The 652-nt window shown below is 55.2% G+C and carries 1 protein-coding gene; it reads right to left on the bottom strand.

Annotated features, from left to right (window positions below; translation table 11 throughout):
• On the bottom strand, positions 1-652 hold a 652-nt coding region (locus tag V7728_RS20375; RefSeq protein WP_335371386.1), incomplete at both ends, for an AMP-binding protein.

Raw genomic sequence — 652 nt, 5'->3', positions numbered from 1 at the left:
ACCAATCGGAAGCCGCGTCCGTCCGCTGTCCCGTTTTCGGTCACAGACGTAAAACGCCGCATCCACCGTCGCTTCCGTCGGCCCGTAGCCGTGAATAAGCACGGTCTCCGGCAGAAGATCGGCAAACCGGGCAGCCGTAAGCGGTGAAAGAGCTTCCCCTCCGGCAAACACGCGTGTCAGTGTTCTGCCGAGGTGTGTTCTTGTTTCCGCAGGCTCTGTTTCCAGCGCGTCTAAAAAGCTGTTGACCATCGCCGGAATAAAATGCGCGGTCGTCACCTTTTCTGAGGCAAACGCTTCAATCATCCGCACAGGATCTTTCTCCCAGCCGGCCGGAAGCAGATACACGGAGGCGCCGGACATCGTCCACCAAAACAATTGCCAGATGGAGGCATCGAAAGAAAAGGATGATTTCAGCACGATAATATCCTCTTCCGTTAGCGGGAACTGCCCTTGCATCCCTGATAAAAAGGCGGCGGCCTGACGGTGTTCAACAGCCACTCCCTTCGGTGTTCCCGTCGAACCGGACGTATAAATGATATAAGCGAGCGAATCAGCATCCGCTTCGTCAGAGACAGCCCCTGTCTCCGCCTCACTTGTCAGAGCAGAAAGAGACACTTCAAGCGTTTCTCCGGAAAAACCGGAAACGGATAAT

The sequence above is a fragment of the Bacillus sp. JHAA genome, from assembly GCF_036961585.1.
Classification (GTDB): Bacteria; Bacillota; Bacilli; order Bacillales; family Bacillaceae; genus Bacillus; species Bacillus velezensis.
The sequence above is the reverse complement of the archived record's forward strand: the minus strand, read 5'-3'. Positions and strand labels throughout refer to the sequence as shown.